18 protein-coding genes are annotated in these 20,061 nt (G+C 72.8%); 7 read left to right on the top strand and 11 right to left on the bottom strand.

Translation table 11 applies throughout. The features are described 5' to 3' along the window. Positions 1-65 precede the first annotated feature (65 nt). On the bottom strand, positions 66-218 hold the full coding sequence (locus ACIOGZ_RS40180) for a hypothetical protein (protein ID WP_400803322.1): 153 nt from the start codon (positions 216-218) through the stop codon (positions 66-68). Between the two features lie 103 nt (positions 219-321). Further along, entirely contained in the window at positions 322-879 is a 558-nt protein-coding gene (locus ACIOGZ_RS40175; RefSeq protein ID WP_363587053.1) for a histidine kinase dimerization/phosphoacceptor domain-containing protein, read from the bottom strand. Between the two features lie 353 nt (positions 880-1,232). Between ACIOGZ_RS40175 and ACIOGZ_RS40170 the strand changes: the two genes are divergently transcribed. Then, entirely contained in the window at positions 1,233-1,481 is a 249-nt protein-coding gene (locus tag ACIOGZ_RS40170; protein ID WP_363587054.1) for a hypothetical protein, read from the top strand. A gap of 16 nt (positions 1,482-1,497) precedes the next feature. Here ACIOGZ_RS40170 and ACIOGZ_RS40165 read toward each other — a convergent pair whose 3' ends face one another. Beyond that, complete coding sequence (locus ACIOGZ_RS40165) at positions 1,498-2,082, bottom strand: hypothetical protein (protein ID WP_363587055.1); 585 nt, start codon at positions 2,080-2,082, stop codon at positions 1,498-1,500. 367 nt (positions 2,083-2,449) lie between these two features. On the opposite strand from ACIOGZ_RS40165, the gene ACIOGZ_RS40160 reads away from it, so the two are divergent. The 3 genes from ACIOGZ_RS40160 (at position 2,450) to ACIOGZ_RS40150 (ending at position 8,390) form a co-directional block, all read left to right on the top strand. Beyond that, positions 2,450-2,629, top strand: coding sequence for a hypothetical protein (locus ACIOGZ_RS40160; protein ID WP_063346527.1), 180 nt, complete (start codon positions 2,450-2,452; stop codon positions 2,627-2,629). Between the two features lie 179 nt (positions 2,630-2,808). Beyond that, entirely contained in the window at positions 2,809-6,021 is a 3,213-nt protein-coding gene (locus tag ACIOGZ_RS40155) for a type 2 lanthipeptide synthetase LanM family protein (RefSeq protein WP_363587056.1), read from the top strand. A gap of 368 nt (positions 6,022-6,389) precedes the next feature. Beyond that, positions 6,390-8,390 (top strand): ABC transporter ATP-binding protein, encoded by a 2,001-nt coding sequence (locus ACIOGZ_RS40150; protein ID WP_363587057.1) that lies wholly within the window; start codon positions 6,390-6,392, stop codon positions 8,388-8,390. A 311-nt stretch (positions 8,391-8,701) separates the two neighbouring features. Here ACIOGZ_RS40150 and ACIOGZ_RS40145 read toward each other — a convergent pair whose 3' ends face one another. Further along, on the bottom strand, positions 8,702-9,721 hold the full coding sequence (locus ACIOGZ_RS40145; RefSeq protein ID WP_400989556.1) for a JmjC domain-containing protein: 1,020 nt from the start codon (positions 9,719-9,721) through the stop codon (positions 8,702-8,704). 39 nt (positions 9,722-9,760) lie between these two features. Beyond that, complete coding sequence (locus tag ACIOGZ_RS40140; protein WP_400989554.1) at positions 9,761-10,807, bottom strand: cytochrome P450; 1,047 nt, start codon at positions 10,805-10,807, stop codon at positions 9,761-9,763. Between the two features lie 473 nt (positions 10,808-11,280). Here ACIOGZ_RS40140 and ACIOGZ_RS40135 point away from each other — a divergent pair, with 473 nt between their 5' ends. Further along, a complete protein-coding gene (locus tag ACIOGZ_RS40135) occupies positions 11,281-11,733 on the top strand; it encodes a DUF5990 family protein (protein ID WP_363587060.1) in 453 nt (150 codons plus the stop codon). 73 nt (positions 11,734-11,806) lie between these two features. On the opposite strand, the gene ACIOGZ_RS40130 is transcribed toward ACIOGZ_RS40135, so the two are convergent. After that, the gene (locus ACIOGZ_RS40130; RefSeq protein WP_400803308.1) at positions 11,807-14,092 is read right to left on the bottom strand and encodes a M9 family metallopeptidase; all 2,286 of its coding nucleotides are present in this window, start codon (positions 14,090-14,092) and stop codon (positions 11,807-11,809) included. A 207-nt stretch (positions 14,093-14,299) separates the two neighbouring features. Beyond that, complete coding sequence (gene tsaD / locus ACIOGZ_RS40125; RefSeq protein ID WP_400989577.1) at positions 14,300-15,352, bottom strand: tRNA (adenosine(37)-N6)-threonylcarbamoyltransferase complex transferase subunit TsaD; 1,053 nt, start codon at positions 15,350-15,352, stop codon at positions 14,300-14,302. Between the two features lie 175 nt (positions 15,353-15,527). Between tsaD and ACIOGZ_RS40120 the strand changes: the two genes are divergently transcribed. Beyond that, positions 15,528-16,130 (top strand): superoxide dismutase, encoded by a 603-nt coding sequence (locus ACIOGZ_RS40120; RefSeq protein ID WP_363587062.1) that lies wholly within the window; start codon positions 15,528-15,530, stop codon positions 16,128-16,130. Between the two features lie 55 nt (positions 16,131-16,185). Here the strand turns inward: ACIOGZ_RS40120 and ACIOGZ_RS40115 are convergent, their stop codons facing one another. The 4 genes from ACIOGZ_RS40115 to ACIOGZ_RS40100 form a co-directional block, all read right to left on the bottom strand. Next, the gene (locus ACIOGZ_RS40115; RefSeq protein ID WP_400989552.1) at positions 16,186-17,346 is read right to left on the bottom strand and encodes an XRE family transcriptional regulator; all 1,161 of its coding nucleotides are present in this window, start codon (positions 17,344-17,346) and stop codon (positions 16,186-16,188) included. Between the two features lie 3 nt (positions 17,347-17,349). Beyond that, positions 17,350-18,210, bottom strand: coding sequence for a tetratricopeptide repeat protein (locus ACIOGZ_RS40110; RefSeq protein ID WP_400989550.1), 861 nt, complete (start codon positions 18,208-18,210; stop codon positions 17,350-17,352). A 319-nt stretch (positions 18,211-18,529) separates the two neighbouring features. Next, positions 18,530-19,720, bottom strand: a complete 1,191-nt coding sequence (locus ACIOGZ_RS40105) for a methyltransferase domain-containing protein (RefSeq protein ID WP_400803299.1) — start codon at positions 19,718-19,720, stop codon at positions 18,530-18,532. After that, a complete protein-coding gene (locus tag ACIOGZ_RS40100) occupies positions 19,717-19,890 on the bottom strand; it encodes a hypothetical protein (protein ID WP_400803296.1) in 174 nt (57 codons plus the stop codon). Before ACIOGZ_RS40100 ends, ACIOGZ_RS40105 begins: the two co-directional genes overlap by 4 nt. On the opposite strand from ACIOGZ_RS40100, the gene ACIOGZ_RS40095 reads away from it, so the two are divergent. Next, entirely contained in the window at positions 19,889-20,017 is a 129-nt protein-coding gene (locus tag ACIOGZ_RS40095) for a hypothetical protein (protein WP_400803293.1), read from the top strand. The two genes, ACIOGZ_RS40100 and ACIOGZ_RS40095, sit on opposite strands and share 2 nt — an antisense overlap. Positions 20,018-20,061 lie beyond the last annotated feature (44 nt).

The raw sequence follows: 20,061 nt of genomic DNA, 5'->3' as shown, positions 1-20,061 counted from the left end.
TCCGGAGGGCGGTGAGGATCCGCCATCGGCCCGGAGGTGTACGCCTCCGGGCCGATGGCGGACCGCTACCGGGGTTGCGCCGCCGTGCCGACGTTGACCAGCCCGGTCTCGTAGGCGGCGACCACCTCGATCCCCTCCGATTCGAGGATCAGCCGGAACCCGGTGCGGACCAGGGCCTGGTCGTCGGCCACCACCACGCGCAGCGCCCGCTCGCTCATGAACTCTCCAGGGGGATAAGGGCCTTGACGCGGTAGCCGCCGCGCGGCCGGGGGCCGGTGTGCAGGGTGCCGCCGTAGACGGCGAGGCGTTCGCGCAGGCCGATCAGGCCTCCACCGCGGCCATCGCCTCGCGGGCCTTGTCCGGGGCGGTGTCCAGGATCTTGCGGGCGGCCCCGGCCTGGATCGTCATCATGCTCACGTTGTGCGTCACCACGTCGTGCAACTCCCGAACGATCCACGCCCGTTCGAGCTCCACCGCGTGCTCCAGCGCGGCCAGCCGCCCGCGCTCCAGGGCGGACAGCCGTTCGCGCTCCTCGTCCACCCGGCGGCGCCACATCCGTAGTTCGTAGGCGACCGCGAACACCGGGACCAGGACCAGCAGCGCGATCACCGCGTTGGGGAAGTGCGGCAGCTTGGCGTCGTCGAAGAGCACCACCAGCGTCGCGGCGGCCGCCGGCAGGATCGGCAGCAGTGCCGCCGGGCGGCGCCCGTAGGCGGCGGCGCTGTAGGCGGCGATGATGACGGCCACGCCGGCCGCGTACGCGATGTCCTCCGACTGGTGGCGCACCAGCAGCGCGGCCGGCATCACCGCCCACAGCACCGCCAGCGGCAGGCGGCGGCGCAGCACCAGCGGCAGCGGCACGAGCGGCACCAGCAGCATCAGCCCGTACCAGTCGGTGCCGTGACCCTTGCTCGCGGTGGTGGCGTAGCGGGCGCAGGCGAAGGCGAGGAACAGGGCCGGGGCCAGGTCGAAGGCCTGGCCGCGCCGGGTCGGCCGGACGGGGGAGCGGAGTCGCCCTGGGCAGCGTCCCCGGCGCGCCGCCCGTCCGTACCTTCGTGCCGTCCACCAGGCGGGAACGTACGAGGAGCGGGGGACGAGCAGCGAACCGGTGATCGAACTGAGCGGTGTGAGCCGCCACTACGAGGGCGCGCGGGCGGCCCTCGCCGAGGACTGCGCCACCGCACGGTCCGGATGCGGGACGGCCGGATCGACTCGGACTCGGCGGTGGCGGCATGACCGCGCTGGGCAGGGCGGTGCGCGCGGGTGTCCGCCGGAGCCGCACGCAGTCCGTCGCGATCGGGCTGGCCGCCCTGGTGGCCACCACCTGCTCCGTCCTCGGCGGCTCGGCCCTCGACGTGTTCGGCACGCCGGTGCTGGCGCTGCTCGGGTTCGGCGGCGTGCTGATCGCGCTGCTCGGGGCGCTGCTGCCCGCCGTCCGGGCGGCTCGGGCGCGGACGATCGAGGCGCTGCGGGCCGAGTGAGGGGCCGGGCGGCGGGTCAGGCGCCCTCGCCGGGCCGGTGACCCTCCGCCTTGGGCTCCTCCGCCGTGTCCTGTTCCGCCGCGTTCCGCGCGGCCGGGTCCTGCTCCGCCGGGTCCTGCTCCGCCTTGTGCTCGGCGGTCCGGACCTGCTCGGCGAAGGCCTGCGCGTCGATCCGCTCGACCGTGGCCCCGTGCCGGGAGGCCAGGTCGTCGGCCCGGTCGGGGGAGGACTCCCGGAGCTCCAGGACGAGCAGCGCGCCGCCGTCCGGGACGCGCGGCGAGAGCATGATCAGCCCGGCGCCGCCCTCCGTCGCCCGGCCCTCCTCGGCGGCGTTGCCGAGCGCCGCACCGGCCGCGAAGCCGAGCAGGACGCCGATCGGCCCGCCGACCAGGCCCACCAGGCCGCCGAGGACGCCGGAGCTGACGGTGGTCACGCCCGCGCCCCGGGTGAAGGTGTCCTGGATCTCCAACAGGCCGTCGGCGCTGCGCTCCAGCGCCGCCAGCTGCCGCAGGCCCGGCAGGTGCTGAGCCTCGTCGAAGGCCGTCCGCCACGTGGCGGCGTCCGGGAAGGTCAGCAGGACGACGTTGTGCTGCTCGCTCATCGCGCTCCGATCGGGCCGGGGGCGGGGGTTGCCGGATTCCATCGTGACCTTCGGTGCCCGGCCCGGCCACAGGAGCGACGGGCGGTGCGGACTGCCCGGGGCCCGGCCGTTCAAACGTGGGGCCTGGTTCAGGCCCCCGTCACTGCCCGGATTCCGGACAGGTGTAGGGCGACGGGAGGTTCGACGGCTGGCCGGGGGAGCGGGCGCGGCCTGCGGAAGCAGGACGGGCGGGGAGGCCTCGTCCCTATTTCGACCCTGGCCGAAATTGTGCCCGGTGCGCGGCACACCCCTGGTGCGGCGGGTGGGGCGGTGCCAGGATCCCGACCCGGCACGACCGTGCCAGACCCGAATGTCTGAAGGAGGCACCATGCAGCCCACGGCAGAGCAGGTCCGCGCGCTCAAGGACGAGGACTTCCGGCTCACCCTCGGCCAGGGCCACCAGGTCCACCCGGCCGGCGACCTGTCGGACGAGGTCTACGTGACCGCCGCGGTGCAGGCCAGCACCTGTGGCGGTTGGAGCAGCTGCGCCCACGTCTGCAGCTTCTGAGTCCGCCGTCCGCGGCGCGGACCCCGGTCGCACCGCCGGAGCCCGCGTCGCGGACGCACGATACGGCCGGTGAGCGCGCGCCCCGGCCGCATCGCCGGGGCGCGTACGCCCGGTACCGCGACCGTCGAGCGCACAGCACCGAAACCGTCGTGCACGAACCGAGCATGGAGAGACCGCCCGTGGTTGACGCGTCCGAAATCCGTCGGGCCGCCGCCCGAGCCGTCCCGCTCGCCGCCCGCGGTCCGCTGCCCGACCCGGACGCCCAGCGCGCCGAACGGACTGAACGGGCCGACCGTGCCGGGCGGATCCTCGACCGCTGGCGCGCCCAGCCGCCCTTCGACCGGGACGACTGGTTCGAGCGCCGCCTCGCCGCCGACCGCCTCGACCCGGACGGGCTGCGCGCCCTGCTCGCCGAACACCCGGCCGACCTCGCGGACCGCCTCGGCACCCCCGACTGGGCCGAACGCCTCGCCGCCGCCTTCGAGGCCGGGCACACCCTCGACCTCCCCGAGGAGCACGCCTTCGCCCGGCTCGTCGCCCCGCTGCTCGCCGACGCCCGCGACCGCCTGCGCACCGGCCTCGCCGAACTCGGCCCCGCCACCCCGGGCGCGGCTTCCCCCGGTCCCGCCACCCTCGGCACCCCCGACCAGCTCGCCGACCTCGTCCTGCCCGCACTCACCGCGACCGCGCACACCGCGGCCGTCCGCACCGTCATCACCGAACTCCACGTCGCCCGCCTCTCCGGCGAGTTGACCGGAGACACCCCCGAACAGCGCTACCGGAACTTCCTCGACCGGCTCACCGAACCCGGCCGCGCCGTCCGACTCCTCGCCGAATACCCGGTGCTGGCGTACCGGCTGGCCACCGCCGCCGAACAGTGGACCGCCACCTGCCTCACCCTGTACCGCCGCCTCGCCGCCGACCTCCCCGCCCTCGCCCGCACCTTCGCCGACGGCCGCCCGCTCGGCCGCCTCACCGAACTCGCCACCGGCCTCGGCGACCCGCACCGGGGCGGCGCCAGCGTCAGCGCCCTGCGCTTCGAACACGGCACCCGCATCGTCTACAAGCCGCGCCCGCTCGGCGCCGAGACGCACTTCCAGCACCTCCTGCGCTGGCTCAACCCCATGCTCCGGCTGCCGCTGCACGACCTCGCCCACCTGGCCCGCGACGGCTACGGCTGGGTCGCCCACGTCGCCGCCGAACCAGCCAGCGACGACGCCGAGTTGAGCGACTTCTACCACCGCGCCGGCACCCTCGCCGCGCTGCTCCACACCCTCGACGCGGTCGACTGCCACGCCCAGAACCTGATCGCCGTCCGCGACCAGCCGGTCCTGATCGACCTGGAAGCGCTGTTCCACCCCGACCTGCCCGAACCCGCCAAGGACCTCTCCGAGTCCGAACGGCTCGCCCGCCACCAGGCCCGACACTCGGTGCTGCGCTCCGGCCTGCTGCCCGAGCGCATGTGGGACGAGGGCAACGGCGGCACCGACCTCTCCGCCCTCGGCTGGGATCCGGGCAGCCTCCCGCCGCGCCCCGCCCCCGTCCTGGTCGACCAGGGCACCGACCGGCTCCGCCTGGAGTACCACCGGATGCCCGTCGCGGCGCCCGGCAGCCGTCCCGTCCCGCCCGGGCGGCCGCTGCGCCTGGCCGACCACGTCGGCGAGCTCGAAGCCGGCTTCACCGAGGCCTACCGGCTGCTCGCCGCCCACAAGGGCGAACTCCGGGAACTCATCCGGGCGTTCGCCGCCGACGAGACCAGGATGCTCCGCCGCGACACCTTCGAGTACCGCAGCCTGCTCGCCACCGCCTGCCACCCCGACCTGCTCCGCGACGGCCTCGACCAGGACCGCCACCTCGACCGGCTCTGGGCGCTCCCCGCCTGGGAGGACCACGCGCTCGCCTACGTCGACCACGAGCGCGCCGACCTCTGGCGCGGGGACGTCCCGGTCTTCACCATCCGCCCCGACAGCGTCGACGCCCGCTCCTCCACCGGCGTCCTGATCCCCGGTGTCACCGACCGGCCCGCACTCGACCTCGCCCTCGCCAAGGCGGACGCCCTCGGCGAACCGGACCTGGCCCGCCAACTCCAGCTGCTGCGCCTGTCGGTGACCACCGCGGACGGCGCCCGCGAGCCGCGCCGCCACCCGGTCACGTCCCCTCCCGCGCCACCCGGGAGGCCGGCCGAAGGCCCGGACCTGGCCGCCCGCGCCCTCGCCAAGGCCGTCGACGCCGGCGAACAGCTCCTCCGGGAGGCCTACCGGGGGAGCGCGGACCTCGCCTGGGCCGGCCCCAACTGGGCCCCGCCCGGCCGCTGGGCACCCGCCGAACTCGGCCCCGACCTCTACAGCGGGACGGCCGGCGTCGCCCTCTTCCTCCATCAGCTCGCCACCGTCACCGGTGATCGCGAGCACCGAAGCACCGCCCGGGCAGCCGAACTGACGTTACGTCACCAAATTCGCCGGCGCGCCGACCGCCTCGGCGGCGGCCTCGCCGGAGTCGGCGGCATCCTCTACGCCCTCGCCCACCTCGCCGCCCACCACCCCGACGCCGAACTCGACGCCCTGGCCGCCCAGGTGGTGCGCCGCAGCGCCGCCACCGCCGCCGACGACGCCCAGCACGACCTCCTCGCCGGCAACGCGGGCACCATCGGCGGACTGCTCGCCTGGGCGGCCGTCCGCCCCGGCCCCGCCGTCACCGACGCCCTCGCCGCCTGCGCCGAACGCCTCGTCCGGGCCGCCGCCCCGCACCCCGAAGGCGGCGCCGGCTGGCTGCCCGCCTCCCTCGCCGGCACCGTCAAGCGCCCGCTGGCCGGTTTCGCGCACGGCGGCTCCGGCATCGCCTGGGCGCTCGCCCGTGCCGGCCGGCATCTCGGTGACCCCCGGCTGCCCCAACTCGCCCTCGCCGCCGTCGAGTACGAACGCACCCTGTTCGACCCGGCCGCCGCCAACTGGCGCGACGTCCGCGAGGACGACGGCCCTGACGCGCCCCACTACCCGGCCCTCTGGTGCCACGGCGCCTCGGGCATCGCGCTCGCCCGCACCGAACTCGCCGAACTCCTCCCCGAAGCCCGCGAGTTGCTCCTCGCCGAACGCGACACCGCCCTGACCACCGTCCTCCGCGAGGGCTTCGGCCACAACTTCTCGCTCTGCCACGGCGACTTCGGCAACCTCGAACCCCTCCTGCTCGCCGGCGACCGCTGGCGCACCGCCGCCCTGCGGCAGGCCCACGCCACCCTCGACGACCTCGACACCCGCGGCTGGACCTGCGGCCTCCCGCACGGCGTCCACAGCCCCTCCCTGATGGTCGGCCTCGCCGGCACCGGCCACGGGCTGCTCCGCCTCGCCGCCCCCACCACCCCCTCCCTCCTCGCGCTCCACCCGCCGACCCCCTGAGACGGTCGGCGAGGTCGGCGAGGTCGGGCAGCGCGGGCTCGGCCGGGATGTTCCTGTGATCGTCGGACCGCGTGCCCGGAGCGTGCCGCAGTCGGCCCCCGAATCGAACATCGCGGACCCTCCCGGTGATCGATTGCCACCAACTCGCCGCCGCCGACACGGAATCGCCCGGATCGAGTGAGACCGGCCGGGACACGCCGGACGGCCCGGCGGACCGCTGCCAGGATCGGGGTCCGCACCGCAGCAGGCCCTTCGCAGCGTGCCTTCCGGCACCGCTGCCGACCCCACACGCCCACTCGGCGGTGAGGGCTGCCCGCGCGCGGATCCGCTGCGGCCACCGGCCGCCGTACCAGGGAGCAGGGAGCACTGTGTCCGAACAGATCGTGAAGCCCGAGAGGCCCCACACCCCGCCCGACCGCACCCCCTCCGACCACGACCAGCCCGACCAGCACGACCAGGACCACGACCAGCACGACGAGGACCACGACCAGCACGACGAGGAGCTGCGCCTGCGCTTCCCCGGCGACCGCCGCGCCGAGGCCGGCGCGTCGATGTCGGCGAACGCGATGCTGCGCCGCCTCCCGCACCTGGTGCGCCGCGCGGTGGCGCTGGCGTGGGCGGCGGACCGGACGTCCACCGTGCTGCTGCTGGTGTGCCAGGCGCTGGCGGGCGTGTTCGGGGCGTTGGCGCTGTACGCGACGACCGGCACCCTGGGCGCGCTGCTGGTGGCGGGCCCGGTGGGGGAGCACCTGCGGACCGCCGCGCCGTCGCTGCTCCTGCTGACCGTCTCGGCCGCGCTGCGCGCGGTGCTGGGGGTCGCGGTGGTGGGGCTGTCCGGCCGGGTGTCGCCGAGGGTCACCCGGGAGGCGGAGCTGGCGCTGATCGCCGCCGGGTGCGCGGCCGAGCTGCGGGCGTACGACGAGCCCGCGTACAACGAGCAGTGGGAGGCGGCCGATCGGGGTGCCTCGACCACGCCGGACCTGCTCTCCAACGCCCAGGACGTGATCGCCTCGACGGTCTCGCTGGCCGCTGCGGCGGGTGTCCTGGCGACGCTCCATCCGTGGCTGGTGCCGCTGCTGCTGCTGGGTTCGGTGCCGACCGGGGTGGCGGCCGTCCGGACGGCCCGGATCCACTACCTGGCGGCCGTGGTCACCAACGAGGACCGTGGCGCGCTGCGCGTCTACCGCTGGTTCCTGATCGACAAGACCCGTGCGGACCAGGTCCGTTCGGACCAGGTCACGCCGTTCCTGATGGCCAAGTACCGCCGCGCCGGGGAGAAGATCGTCGAGGCGACGGACCGGGCGACCAGGGAGGCGGCGAAGGTCTCCCTGCTGGCCTCGCTGGGCACGGGGGCGGGCAGCGCGCTGGTCTGGGGCACGCTGCTGTACCTGGTGGCGAGCGGCCGGATCGACCTGGCGGCGGCGGGTACGGCGACGTTCGCGCTGCGGACGGCCTCGTCCGGGCTGCAGGGCCTGGTCGGCAACGGCGCCCGGCTCTACCGGATGGGCCTGTACCTGGACGACTACTTCACCTTCCTGGACGAGGCCGGCGGTCACCGGATCCGGCGCGGCGGGATCGTGCCGGACGCGCCGCGACTGGTGGAGGTCGTGGACCTCGGGCACGCCTACCCCGGCGAGCAGCAGGAGCCGGCGCTGCGCGGGGTCAGCATGACGCTGCGGGCCGGGGAGGTGGTGGCGGTGATCGGGCAGAACGGCAGCGGCAAGTCGACGCTGCTGAAGCTGCTGTCGGGCCTCTACCTGCCGCAGTCCGGCCGGATCTGCTGGGACGGCGTGCCGGTGGAGGAACTGGACGCGGACGGCATGTGGTCGCGGGTGGCCCGGGTGCCGCAGGAGTTCGCGCGCTGGCCGCTGGGGGCGGCCGAGAACGTCCACCTGGGGCACCTCACCGAGCAGGTGATGGCGGACGTGGAGCGGGCGGCCGCGCGGACGGGCTTCGACGAGATCGTGGCCCGGCTGCGGTCGGGCTGGCGCACGCTGCTGGCCCAGGGCTGGTGGGGCGGCGCCGAGTTGTCGGGCGGCGGCTGGCAGCGGGCGGCGGTGGCCCGGGCGCTGTACCGGACGGTGCGCAGCCCGGGGCTGCTGATCCTGGACGAGCCGACCTCGGACCTGGACCCGCGCGCCGAGCACCGCATCCTGCACGCGCTGCGCGCCCTCGCCCCGGGGCGGATCACGCTGCTGGTGACGCACAACATCGCCAACGCGGCGGTGGCGGACCGGGTGATCGTGATGGACCGGGGCCGGATCGTGCAGACCGGCACCTGGGCGGAGCTGGCGGCGCGCCCGGACGGGCTGTTCCGTGAGCTGCTGGACCTCCAGCGGGACCGGACGGTCCCGGCGCAGCGGGTTTAGGGCGTGTCTGACAATTCCCGCCGGGCGCGCGACGCCGGGCATCCCGCCTGGACGCACCGCCGAAACGCCCAAGTACGACCCAGTACGAGGACGCTTCGCCGGCACGCCCAGCCGGGCGCCCAACGCCGCGCGCTGATCCGCCGCGAATTGTCAGACACGCCCTGACGTCCTCGGCCGTCGAGGGCCGGTGCTGACCGTCCTCCGTACCGCCGTCGTCACGGCGGTACGGAGGACGGGCGGCGCCCGCCGGACGCGCGGGGTCTCGTTGCCGGCCCTGCGCCGGTGCGCCGGTGCGCCGGTGGGGCAGCGCGTCAGTGGGTGGTGCGTGCCGCGTCCCGCAGCCGGCGCCAGGTGCGGCTGACGGACGCCAGCCCGGCCCGCCCGGCGGCGGTCCCGCCGCCTTCCCAGGCCCGGGCCGCCTCGGCGAACGTCTCCGCGCGCTCCGCGTTCTCCGCCGCCGCCCGGGCCGCCTGTGCCTGCGCGGCCCGGGCGGTGAGCCGCACGTCCTCCGGTTCGATCATGTCGAGCCTCGCCCGGACGTGGTCGAGCAGCGCGGCGCAGGAGTCGTCGATCGCGGCCTCGCCCAGCGGGCGCGCCGGGAGGTCCAGCCCGTCCGTCAACCGCTGCTCCAGGGCGGCCCGCAGGTCCGGCACGGAGATGTCGCGGATCGTGAGGGAGAGGTGGGCGGAGAGGCCGGCGGCGCCGACCGCGCGGTGCGCGAAGCCGCGCGGGACGTAGAGCACGCTGCCGGGTTCGAGGACGCCGTGCAGGAGCCGCGGGGAGTGCTCGTCGTCGGGGAGTTCTCCCGGCGACCAGTGCGCCACGGTCGGCGCGTCGTGGACGTACCAGGTCTTGCGTCCGGCCGCCTGGAGGACGAACACGTCGGCGTCGTCACGGTGCACCGCGAGACCCTGGCCGCCGGCGGGCGTGACGAAGAAGAACGCCTCGACGCGCCGGTCGAGTTCTTCGGACAGCCGCGCCACCAGCTCGCCCGTCGGGCGGTGCCACTGGTCGACGCAGCGCAGCAGCAGCGTCGCCCCGGCGCCCAGGAGCGCGAGGACCTTCGCACGGTCGGCGAAGCCGTGGTACGTGGTGCCGTTGACCACGCGTGACGTGGTGTAGGCCTCGGGCGGGACGGTCACCTTGGTGGAGCGGACCATCTCCAGGTAGGGGGTGCGCAGCAGCCCCGTGTCGAAGGCGGCGTCCAACGCGTCCAGGTCGAACGGCGAGGCGAGTTCCTCCGGCGTGAAGACCGCGGGCTTGCGCTGCCACTGGTGGCCGGTGAAGCTCCGGACATCGCCGACCCAGTCGGCCAGCGTGGGCGATTCCATGGTGTGTCCCGTGGTGTCAGGGTGTTCGGGGCTCGTGGGTCAGGCCCTGGCCGCGGCGTCGAACCGCACGGAGAGCAGGGAACGCAGGGGGACGTGCGTCTCCTGCCGCGGGCCGCGAATGGCGAGCCGGTGGTCGAAGGCGACGTTCAGCAGGCGTTCGGCCAGGGGTACGACCAGGTGCTTGGCCCAGCAGCGGGCTCCGTCGAAGCCGAACGGCATGAACCCGGGCGTCTTCTCCGGGTCCGCCACCCCGGCCCACCGTTCGGGCCGGAACTCCAGCGGGTCGGACCAGTGCTCCGGGTCGCGGTGCATCAGGAGCGGGAAGAGCGCGACGCGGTCCTCGGGGCGGATCTCGGGGTGCAGTCCGGTGTAGGCGTGGCCGTCGTTGCGGAACAGCATCCACGCGGGTGGGAGCAGCCGCAGGGTCTCCCACAGGACCTCGGTGAGGTCGGCGCGGGCGCCCTCCCGCTCCCGGTCCGGCCCCATGAGCCACAGGGCGTTGCCGGCCAGCGCGGCGACCCCGTCGCAGAGGGTGGCCGTCGATCGCCGGTACAGCGCGATGGCCTGCCTCCGCTCCCGGGCGCCGGAAGCGTCGCGGATCTGCCCGGCCAGCGTGGTGCTCCTGCCCTCGGCAGCGGATCCCGGCCAGACGGTGACGGCGCGGTCGACGATCCGGGAGAGCCTGTCGGAGCGGGTGACGCCGCGTTTCGACAGGAGGGAGACCGGCAGGGGGTCGGACGCGAAGAGCCATCGGCGCAGGTAGGAGGTGGCCGCGTAGGGCCAGGCGCCGGACAGCCCGCGTGCCGGGGGCGGCGGGGTCCTGATGCCCGCCATGACGTCCTGGCCCAGCGCGCGGATCGTCCGGGTCGCGCTGTCGTGGTGGATGTCCGCTCCCGCGGCGGGCTTGTAGACCGAGCGCTCCGCCGACCGCACGGGGCGCGCCGCGACGATTTCGGCCATCAGCTCGCAGTCGGAGACGCCGACCGTGCGGGCGTCGATCCGGAATACCTTTTCTTCCCTGGTCAGCAGGTCCTGGATCTTCGGGGCGTAAACGATGGAATGGCTGCGCCCGGCTGTCGGCGCCATTTCCTCCACGAGAATCCCGCCTCCAATGAAATGGCGATGAAATGAGTTCTCCGCAGCCGGTGGAGAACTCCGGACAGGGAGCGGGTGGGGCACTCCGCCGCGCCGGCGGGGGCCACGGCATGCCCGGGGCCCCCGCCGCCGACGGTGCATCAGATGACGTGCAGGACCCACGCGTGGTTGGCGAGGTCCTCGTCACGCTTGAACTTCTTCACGATCGCCTTGATCATCTTCATGGGTATTCTCCCTTTCCGAGATTGCGGGCACAACGGAACAAGCGCCCGCGGCTTGGCGGAAATCCGACATTCCGGCCTGGAAGTCGAACTGGCTTTCATCTAACTCCGGACCTCAAGCGAAAGCTAGGTCCCTGACGGTCTTTTGACAAAGGATTCCCTGTTCCTCTGGTCGAGTGTGCGTCGCATTAGATGGCCGATCGTTATAACTTCCCGAGGCGCGCGGTGGGGGACCATATCGGTATGGAACTGAGGATTGAGGCCACCGACCTGCCGGGGCGTGAGTGTGCCGCCGCGCCGGGCTTCCCGGGCTACCGGGACCTGCACGTCGCCGTCCAACGCCGGGGTCGCCCGGCCGAGCTGCTCGACCTGTTCCCCGGTGACGCGCCGCGCGCCCACTGGTCGCTGGAGTGCGAGGCGAGGCCGACACCAGGAGGAGTGGACCTCACCGGCCGGTACGTGCAGGGCGGTCCCGGCGCCCGGTTCGTCTACCTGAACTGGGTGACCGGGAACGGGGACGGCCGGGCGCTGTTCCGCCGGGCCAAGCTGCTGCTGGCGGCGGTCGACCGGGAGGTCGCCGAGGCGGCGGTGGAGCGCGGCGTCCTGGTGGCCCGGCTGCGCCTGACGGACGCCAAGGGCCACCCGTTGTGCGCCGCCGTCCGCCCGCCCGTGGTGACCTGGTCGGCGGAGGGCTGAGTACGCGGCGTCCGAACGCGCGAGGAGGGCCCCGCCGCACGCGGGGCCCTCCTCAACGTTCGGTATGCGCAGGTCAGTTGTACGTGGTGGTGACGGTCACGCCGCCGAAGCCCTGCTGGGCGTAGAGGCTGAAGTACACCCAGCCGGACGGCGGGTTGGTGATGGTGAGGGTCTCGCCGTTGCCGGCGTTGGTGGACTTGGCCAGGTTCGACCCGGTGGTGGCCCACGCACCCCCGTTGTAGTAGAGGTCGGCGTTGCCGGTGCCGCCGCTGGTGGTGATGGTCAGCTGCTTCACGCCGGCGGGCAGGTTGAGGAAGCTGTAGCTGTAGTTGCCGGTGGTGGCGGCGACGCCGTCGCGGCGGCAGTTCTTGTCGTACTGCCGGGTGTCGCCGGCGGTGCAGAGCGGGGCCTGGCTGGTGGGCAGGCTGCCGCAGTTGTCGGCGCCGCAGGCCTTGAGCCAGGTGGCGAAGTCGGCGTCATACGAGGTGCCGATGGTGGTCTTGAGGAGGGCGCGGGCGCCGTTCCAGTCGCCGACGCGGTACTTGGCGAGGAGTGCGTCGACGTCCTGCGGGTGCGACTGGAGCATGTAGCGCACCGCCAGGTAGCCCCAGTTGTAGACCTTGGTGGAGTCGGAGTTGTCGTAGGTGTTGTCGAAGAGGGTGCTCAGCGCGTAGGTGCCCTTGGCGGCCTGCGCGACGGCGTCGTCGTAGTGGACGCCCCGGTAGCTGTACGAGACGTACTCGGCGAGGCCCTCGACCCACCAGACGGTCGGGGTGGTCATGCCGGCGGCGAAGTCGCCGTAGAAGTCGTAGCGGCCGTCGAGGTAGTGGGTGTACTCGTGGTTGAGGTTCCAGATCTGGAAGGCGGGGCGCAGCCAGGAGGCCTCGTGCGCGATGAAGCGGGCCTGGTTGCCGGCCTTGGCCGGGTCGCCCTCCTCGTACATGCCGCCGTTGTCGACGGCGATGCCGTACATCTCCCAGGCGTAGAGGCTGTACTCGTAGTAGTCGTCGAAGACGACGACCTCAAGACTGGTGTTGTTGTCGTTGGCGACCGGGCCCTTGTCCTTGACCACCTGGTGGAAGAACTGGTCCTCGTTGATCAGGCTGGTGCAGGTGTCGGCGAGCTGCTGCGCGGTCATGTCCTGGGCGCGGATGCGCAGGTTGGCGTTGCAGGTGTGGTCGACGGTGAGCACGAGCGGGACGAGCCGGGCGGGCAGGTCGCAGGTGCCGTAGTAGCTGCAGTTGCCGGTGTCCTTCTTCTCCGCGAACCAGACCAGGTTCATGGTGAGCGGACCGGTGGCGCCGACCAGCGGGTAGCGGTTGATCAGGTCCTTGACGATCGGCCGGCCCTGGGCCTTGGTGGCGTCGTTGGCGACCAGGTTGCCGATCTGGATGCCGATCGAGGTGACCAGGTCGGAGCCGTTCAGCTGGGAGCTGTTGCGGGTGACGAAGGACGCCATGGCGGTGGCGAAGGAGGGGTCGGCCTGGAGGGCGGCGGTGAAGGCCGGGAGGTCGAAGCCGCGCTCGATGACGGTCTTGGTGTTGCCGACGGCGTCGGCCATCGAGCCGGTCCAGGAGCCGGTGTAGTCGTTGAGCAGGCCCTTGACGACGCCGGTGTAGCGGGCGTTCTCCTGGGCGCTGTCGATCAGGGTGACGGCCTCGGCGAGGGTCGCGCCGTTCGCCTCGGTGACGTCCTTGCTGTGCGGGGCGGCGAAGAAGCCGTCAAGGGCGCCGCGGATGGCGGTCTGGAGGGTGGTGCCGTACGGGCCGACCACGTCCGAGTGGTTCCACTGCACGTAGTAGCCGGCGCGGAGGTAGACCACCAGCTGGCCGGCCGAGGTGGAGTCGTCGCCGGGGTAGGCGGCGGACACGTCGCGCAGGGCGTTGGCGACGGTGGCCATCTGCGCCTCGTTGAACGCGCCCTTGGCGTCGTTGCCGGTCAGGTTGTACAGGGTGTTGATGCAGCCGAGGTCGGCGGCCTTGACCTGCTGGACGAGCGCGGCACCGGTGTTGCCGGTGAAGGCGGACACGTTGCAGGCGGCGGCGGGGGCGGCGGAGAGCTGCTTGGCGGCCTTGGCGGCGTGCGCACCGGTGGCGCTGCCCGCCGCCGGGGCGGTCGCCTTGGCCTGCTGGTCCGCGGCCAGCGGGCGGGCGTCCTTCGGAGTGTCGGGGGACTTGGGCACCGGGACGGAGCGCGGCGCCGCCGCCTTGCCGGCCTGGGCCTGGGCCTTGAGGGTGGTGGTGGAGTCGGCCGTCGCGGCGTGTGCCTGCGGGGCGAACAGGCCGAGAGCGAGGAAGAACGCGGCGCCGAGCGCGGGCAGTTTCCGCGCCTGGGCCGTGGTTATCCGGAAGGGACGCATCTGTGGGGGCCTCCGGGGCCGTTGAGGGTTGCCGTGCGGTTGGGGGCACACGGGTTCCTGATGTGTGACATGTAAAATGGCACAGCGATTGCGGCCGGGGGAAGGCTTGGGAACGGATTCGCGTCGGGCGAGATCGAACCGTTGCCGGATCAACACGCCGTCAGGCCGGCGACGGGGGTGCGATCCGGAGCAAAAGCGGTGAAACCCTCAGGCGGCGGCAGTCCGCGCCAACGGCGTCAACGCCGCGAACTCCAGCGGCGCCGACGGATCCACCGACAGCTCCGCCGGAGCCGGCTCGGCGCCGGAGCGGACCAGCAGGTCGCCGATCGCCGCCACCATCGCCCCGTTGTCCGTGCAGAGCCTCAGCGGCGGCACCCGCAGTGCGATCCCGGCCGCCGCGCAGCGCTCCTCGGCCAGCGACCGAACCCGGGAGTTGGCCGCGACCCCGCCGACCACCACCAGGGTGCCGATCCCGTGATCGGTGCAGGCCCGCACCGCCTTGCGGGTCAGCACGTCGGCGATCGCCTCCTGCAACCCGGCCGCCGCGTCCGGGACGTACGGGTCCGAGCCGCCCGAGCGCTGCGCCTCCACCCAGCGGGCGGCGGCCGTCTTGAGTCCGGAGAACGAGAACGCGTACGGGTCGTCCCGCGGTCCGGTCAGCGGCCGCGGCAGGCGGACGGCCGTCGGGTCGCCGTCCCGGGCGGCCCGGTCGATCGCCGGCCCGCCGGGGTAGGGGAGGCCGAGGATCCGGGCGACCTTGTCGAAGCACTCGCCGGCCGCGTCGTCCAGGGTGTCGCCGAGGTGGACGATCGGATCGCGGGCGAGGTCGCGCACCAGCAGCAGCGAGGTGTGCCCGCCCGAGACGATCAGCACCACGCAGGGGTTCGGCAGCGGCCCGCCGTCCAGCGTCGCGGCGGCGACGTGCCCGGCCAGGTGGTGCACCCCGTACAGCGGGACGCCGAGCGAGAACGCGTAGCCCTTGGCCGCGGCCACCCCGACCTGGAGCGCCCCGGCCAGCCCCGGACCGGTCGTCACCGCGACGGCGCCGACGTCATCGAGTGTCAGCCCGGCCCGCACCAGCGCCTCGCCGACCACCGGCGCCATCGCGTGGACGTGCGCCCGGGCGGCGATCTCCGGCACCACCCCGCCGAAGCGGGCGTGCTCGTCCATCGACGACGCCACCGCCTGCCCGAGCAGTACGCCGTCCCGGACCAGACCCGCGCCGGTCTCGTCGCAGGAGGACTCGATCCCCAGCACCACCGGTGACCCTGTCACAGTCACTCACCCTCATCACTCATTACATGCACTCGCGACCATTGTGCCCGACGAGACGTGAGGAATAAGCAGGAGCCCATGCTTCGTTCCTGCAACTCATACGCAATAGTGTTGTCCCGGCACGATCATCACTGTTCATCGAAAGGGGCTGTGTCCCAGCATGGGCACCTACTCGCTTCCCGACCTGCCGTACGACTACTCCGCGCTTGAGCGGGCGATGTCCCCCGAGATCCTCGAACTGCACCACTCCAAGCACCACGCCGCCTACGTCAAGGGTGCGAACGACACCCTGGACCAGCTGGCCGAGGCGCGCGACAAGGAGCAGTTCGGCGGCCTGGTCGGCCTGCAGAAGACCTTCGCCTTCCACCTGTCCGGCCACGTGCTGCACTCGCTGTTCTGGCAGAACCTCTCCCCGGAGGGCGGCGACCGCCCCGAGGGCGAGCTGGCCGACGCCATCACCGAGCACTTCGGCAGCTTCGAGGCCTTCCGCAAGCAGCTCACCACCGCCACCACCGGTGTGCAGGGCTCCGGCTGGGGCATCCTCTCCTGGGAGCCGCTGGCCAAGCGCCTGATCGTCGAGCAGGTCTACGACCACCACGGCAACGTCGGCCAGGGCACCACCCCGCTGCTCGCCTTCGACGCCTGGGAGCACGCCTACTACCTGCAGTACCGCAACGTCCGCCCCGACTACGTCGAGAAGCTCTGGGACGTCGTCAACTGGCAGGACGTCTCGTCCCGCTTCGCGGCCGCCAAGACCGCCTGACCCGCACTAGGTGAACGGCCCCGGACCGGTCGGGCGGTCCGGGGCCTTCCTCGGGTCAGGAGAGCTGCAACAGCGCCTTCCGGTGCCGCCAGGCGAGCCGCAGGAGCGCCGCGCCGGCGGGCTGCATCGGCTCCGCACCGGTGAGGCGATCCACCTGCTCGGCTGTGAACGGGATGCCGGTCGAGCGCCCCGTCGCGTCGTCCAGCCCGACGCGGTGGCCCTCGTCGTTGGTCGAGACGATGCGCCGGAACGTCTCGTCGAACAGCTCGGCGTCGAACACGGCCACGGTGAGCATGTCGGTGACGAAGGTCAGCGGATCCATCCCGAGGCCCAGCCAGAACACCCGCAGGCGGCCGTCCTCACGTGCTGCGGTGAGCGACCGGTTGAGCGGCCAGGCGGCGTAGTCGATCGGCGCCCTGTCGCTCCCGTAGTCCTCGGCGTCACCGAGCAGTTCCTCGCTCAGCTCCCGCAGGATCGCCCGCCAGAGGTCGAAGTCGTTCCCCTCGTTCCACGGCGCGTCGTGCGAAGCCTGGAACATCCCGACCGGCATCACCTGGAAGAGACCCCCGCCGCTGGCGACCTTCTCGGGATCACGCCAGTGCAGCACGAACTCCGCTTCGCCGGTCCTGCGATCGTGCCGGATGGTCAGCGTACTGATGGCCGCCATGACCGGCCGGCGCGCGAGGTCGGTCGGATCGCCGATGGCAGCGCGGAAGGGCGTGGCGGCCCCGCCCGCCAGGACCGCCGCCGCGTACTCGTGCGCGACGGCCTCACAGATGTCGATCACGTCGAAGTACCGGCCGCGGCCGAAGGTCAGCGTCGGACCGCCCGCAGACGTCCCGACATCAAGCAGGCGGTAGCAGCTTCGATCCTCGAACAGCCTGGGCCTGGCAAGCTCCCGCACCGCGTCGGCGTAGCGGCGGTAGGCCGTTCCGCTCCTCCGGCGCGGGCGGATGCGGTCGAGCTCCGGCTCACCGCCGTCCAGGTCGGCCTCCGGCGCGTCCGGCACCCACCGCAGCCGGACGCGCTCCAGCGGCACCGGCTGCTTCGGAATCCAGTGCTGGCGAGCCAGCAGCGGAGTCCCCGGGACCAGCCGCTCGGGAGTGCTCTCGGCAAGGAGCCGATTGGTCAACTCGAAGCGGTGGTCGTTCAGGAAGCTCCGTACCCATCGCCAGTGCTCCCGGCTGTCGGACGGGCCCGGTCGGTCGTCTGCCACGATTCACCCTAACGTCGCGGCTCGTTCGTCGAGTTCCCCGGCACCGGCCACGTCACGGAGGCGGTAGAGGCGGGCCCGGAGGTCGCGGACGGCGTCCTGCACCTTGACCGAGCGGATGCCGTCCGCGCAGTCGAGGAAGTCGTTCCAGGACGCGAGGGCACCGTCGACGTCGTCCTGCCGGAGACGGACGGTGCCGAGGTCGGCGAGGACGATCGCACGGGTGCGGCGGCGGTCGAGGCCGTGGATGTCGAGCGCGTGGTGGAGGTGTTCCTGCGCGCTGGTGTGGTCGCCGAGTCGGGCGAGGATCATGCCGGACTCGTGAGCCCACCGGCCGATGCTGTAGTGCGAGGCCCACGACTCGCCGGGCGTGCCGGTGGCCCGTTCGATCGCGCTCTGGGACGCGGCGAGCGAGCTGGTCGCGGTGCGCCGGTCGCCGTCGAGGGCTGCGGCGTTGGCGAGGGTGGCCTGGTAGTAGGCCAGGGATCGGGAGTCATCGAGGTGTTTGGCCTGGTCGACGCACTCTTCCGCTATCCGTACGGCGGTGGGCCTGAACCCCAGGTCGATGGCCTGGACGGCCAGACCGCGCAGGGCGGTGGCGGCCAACTCGGCGTCGCCGGCCTCGGAAGCGAGCCGGAAGGAATGCGCGTAGTACTGCTGGGCAGCGTCCTGGTTCCCCTCGTCCTGGGCCATCCACCCGGCCAGGTGGACGAGTTGGGAGGTCGCCGCGAACAGCTCCCGGCCGACGGCTTCACTCCAAGTCCCGTCCAGCCAGGGGGCGACGTCGTCGTGGAGGTAGCGGACGGCCAAATGGCGGGCATGGCCGCCACCGAGTTCGGCGGCCGTGTCGCCCAGCGACTTCGTCATCTGGCGGATCGCTGCGACCTCGCCCCGGCCGACCTTCACTGTGCTGCCAGTCTTTCCCTGTACCCGCCGCAGGACGGCATCAAGGTCGGACAGGCCCAACGCCGCAAGCGCGTACGCGCTGGAGGCGGACACGAATCCCCGGCGATCCACCACGTCCCTCCGGCTCAGCTCGACAGCCGATCCACGGTAACGCCAATTCCACTCTCTACATGCCCAGTTGTCGGCTTGTTGACCACCTGGAACATCCGATCGGTTCCAGGCAGGCAGCCCCGGACTGGCGGTCCGGGGCCGTGCTGAATGAGACGGGCAATCCACTCCGCTACGGCAGGGGCCACGTATTCGTCGGGTCGTCCAGCCAGGCCTGATGGCCTCCGGGGCCGATGGTGAGGCCGAGGCGGCTCGGCCCGGGGCGGTCGTTGTCCAGCCACCAGCGGTGGGCGGCCTCGACTTCGTCCCACAGGCGGCGCGGGCCGTGCTGCCACACCGTGTACCGCTCGGTGTTCTCGGTGCCGTCCCAGTCGACGGCGGCCCAGGAGCCGCCGTCGGTCGTGGCCACCCAGAGGCGGGTCTCGACGTCATCGAGATCGGGGTCGTGGTGCCAGGCGTACCAGAGGTCGCCGAGGCGGTGCCCGAGGGCGAACTGGGTCTCGAACTCCGAGTCGGCGACGGCCCAGGGGTCGAGCGTGGTCGTGGACTCGTCCGGTACGTGCTCGTCCATGACGACGTCCCGGAAGAGGCGGAGGTCGCGGCGCTGGGTGCGCATCAGCATGAAGGCGCTGTCGGGGGTGTAACGGCCGGTGGCAGTTCCGTCGTTGCCCACGGTGAGGCGGAGCAGGCCGCCGTGGCTCCAGTCGTCGCACCAGGGGGTGAGGATGACGCCGCCGGGCCTGGTCTGTTCGATCCAGGCGTACGGAACCCGTCTCACCGAACAGGTGGCCACCACACGGTCGAACGGTGTTTCGCCGCTCCAGCCGAGGCTTCCGTCCCCACAGACGACGGCGGGAGCGTAGCCGTTGGCCTTGAGGTTGGAACGGGCGAGTTCGGCCACGGTGGGGTCGATCTCGATCGTGGTCACGTTGGTGTCGCCCAGCCGGTGGGAGAGGAGTGCGGCGTTGAACCCGGTGCCCGCGCCGATCTCCAGGACTCGCATCCCCGGTGCGAGGCAGAGGAGTTCGAGCATCTGGAAGACGATCGACGGAGCGGAGGCCGAGGAGGACGGTGAGGCGTCGGCCAGATCCTCCGGCTCCTGCCCGTCGTTGATCTGCGTCACCACGGGTTCGTCCGCGTACGCGGCGGCGAACCAGCGATCGGGCTCGTGCCCGCGATCGCAGGGCGCGAGAACATCGTCGTCGCCGCTCAGCCAGATGCGGTCGGGGAGGAAACGGTGGCGCGGTGTTGCTTCGGCGGCCTTGCGCCAGTCGGGGGTCAGATCGCGGCCGAGGTGCCGGGAGACGGCAAGGAGCAGGCCGCGCACGCCGGCCTGCTCCAGGGCCTGGTGGTGAGTTGTCACTTGTTCTCGTCGCCGCCCTTGCCGTGCTTGCCGCCGGCCTTTCGCGACTGGTGATCCTGATTCTGCGGGGCCGTGCTGAAGTCCTTGTCGCCCGCGTGCTTGCCCTGCCCGCCGTCGTTGTCCCCGCTGCCGCCACCGGAGCTTCCGTCCTTGCCGGTTCCCCATCCCATGGGTACCCCCTACCTGTTCGCGATGGTTGTCGTGGTGCTGCTGGTCGTGCCGATCATCGGGGTCATCGTCGACCAGGCGGCCGAGCGGACTCGGCCCGTGGTCACGGATCCAGACTCCCGTTACTGACCGTCAATACCAATATCCAGTGGGTAATCTCGCCGTGGGATGGA

The sequence above is a fragment of the Kitasatospora sp. NPDC088160 genome (genome assembly GCF_044741445.1).
Taxonomy (GTDB): Bacteria; Actinomycetota; Actinomycetes; order Streptomycetales; family Streptomycetaceae; genus Kitasatospora.
The sequence above is the reverse complement of the archived record's forward strand: the minus strand, read 5'-3'. Positions and strand labels throughout refer to the sequence as shown.

Bases quoted from the DNA above. Each gene is read 5' to 3' on its own strand.
- ACIOGZ_RS40180 (WP_400803322.1), bottom strand. From the start codon at position 218: ATGAGCGAGCGGGCGCTGCGCGTGGTGGTGGCCGACGACCAGGCCCTG.
- ACIOGZ_RS40175 (WP_363587053.1), bottom strand. From the start codon at position 879: ATGCTGCTGGTGCCGCTCGTGCCGCTGCCGCTGGTGCTGCGCCGCCGC.
- ACIOGZ_RS40170 (WP_363587054.1), top strand. From the start codon at position 1,233: ATGACCGCGCTGGGCAGGGCGGTGCGCGCGGGTGTCCGCCGGAGCCGC.
- ACIOGZ_RS40165 (WP_363587055.1), bottom strand. From the start codon at position 2,082: ATGAGCGAGCAGCACAACGTCGTCCTGCTGACCTTCCCGGACGCCGCC.
- ACIOGZ_RS40160 (WP_063346527.1), top strand. From the start codon at position 2,450: ATGCAGCCCACGGCAGAGCAGGTCCGCGCGCTCAAGGACGAGGACTTC.
- ACIOGZ_RS40145 (WP_400989556.1), bottom strand. From the start codon at position 9,721: ATGGAATCGCCCACGCTGGCCGACTGGGTCGGCGATGTCCGGAGCTTC.
- ACIOGZ_RS40140 (WP_400989554.1), bottom strand. From the start codon at position 10,807: ATGGCGCCGACAGCCGGGCGCAGCCATTCCATCGTTTACGCCCCGAAG.
- ACIOGZ_RS40135 (WP_363587060.1), top strand. From the start codon at position 11,281: ATGGAACTGAGGATTGAGGCCACCGACCTGCCGGGGCGTGAGTGTGCC.
- ACIOGZ_RS40130 (WP_400803308.1), bottom strand. From the start codon at position 14,092: ATGCGTCCCTTCCGGATAACCACGGCCCAGGCGCGGAAACTGCCCGCG.
- ACIOGZ_RS40120 (WP_363587062.1), top strand. From the start codon at position 15,528: ATGGGCACCTACTCGCTTCCCGACCTGCCGTACGACTACTCCGCGCTT.
- ACIOGZ_RS40110 (WP_400989550.1), bottom strand. From the start codon at position 18,210: ATGACGAAGTCGCTGGGCGACACGGCCGCCGAACTCGGTGGCGGCCAT.
- ACIOGZ_RS40095 (WP_400803293.1), top strand. From the start codon at position 19,889: ATGGGTACCCCCTACCTGTTCGCGATGGTTGTCGTGGTGCTGCTGGTC.
- ACIOGZ_RS40100 (WP_400803296.1), bottom strand. From the start codon at position 19,890: ATGGGATGGGGAACCGGCAAGGACGGAAGCTCCGGTGGCGGCAGCGGG.